This is a genomic window from Oleiphilus sp. HI0132, assembly GCF_001635845.1.
Map to the genome: position 1 here is coordinate 1 of NZ_LWGJ01001015.1, position 1,079 is coordinate 1,079.

Consider the following 1,079-nt stretch of genomic DNA (forward strand, 5'->3'; position numbering starts at 1 on the left):
TTACAAAATGCAAATGCTTCTTTATATACATCAGCTTTAACACTGCCACCAACCACATCGAATCCTTTTTGGGATCTAGAAATCAAATACGTATCTATCCCTATAGGGATTACGCCTGATGATGTTGCACAACCGGAAACTAATAAAACAATAAAGAATATTCTCTTCATTTATCTCTTCACTCCTTGGCCAAACTTTATTCATACGCCCAGTTCATTGGGTATGCATCTTTGCTGAATTTACATAGACATAATGACTCCCCACGTCCCAAAAGAGTGCTGACCTCCTATCGTGGGTTAGCAAAGCCAGAGCCATAATATATGTGTCATACCATATAAGCGGAGGCCAGCACCATGAAAAACAATACCATAATTTTTGTCGGATTGGACACCCATAAGGAGTTCACCGAAGTCGCATATTGCGAAGATCAACGAGGCTCAGAAGTAAAGCATCTTGGAAGAGTTTCTTCAGCCAAAGTATCACTTACCAAGATGGCAAGACAGTTTGAAAGCAAATACCCGCAGGCTACCCTGCATTTTGTTTATGAAGCAGGCCCCTGTGGCTACTGGATTTATCGATTGCTGACAAGCTTAGGCCATTGTTGCTATGTTGTTGCGCCATCACTGATTCCAAAGAAACCCGGACAACGCGTGAAAACAGATAAACGCGATGCACAAGATTTAGCTCGTTTGGTTCGTAATGGCGACCTTGATCCGATTTACGTTCCTGAACCCGCAGATGAAGCAATACGAGATCTATCTCGAGCACGTGAGCGTGCAATGCATGATTTGAATAATGCACGTTTCCAGCTAAAAGCCTTGCTGCTCAGAAACCATATTAACTATTCAGGCAAATCAAATTGGAGCTTAAAACACCTTCGTTGGTTAACAGAGATCATCTTACCTCATCCTAGTCAGCAATTTGTCTTGCAAGAGATGATTCAAACCATTTCAGAACGCAATNNNCGACTTCGGTGAACTCCTTATGGGTGTCCAATCCGACAAAAATTATGGTATTGTTTTTCATGGTGCTGGCCTCCGCTTATATGGTATGACACATATATTATGGCTCTGGCTTTG

The 1,079-nt window shown here is 42.0% G+C and carries 1 pseudogene; it reads left to right on the plus strand.

Annotated features, from left to right (window positions below):
- Positions 1-353 precede the first annotated feature (353 nt).
- A pseudogene (locus A3766_RS11355) lies at positions 354-974 on the plus strand (transposase); the annotation flags it as partial.
- Positions 975-1,079 lie beyond the last annotated feature (105 nt).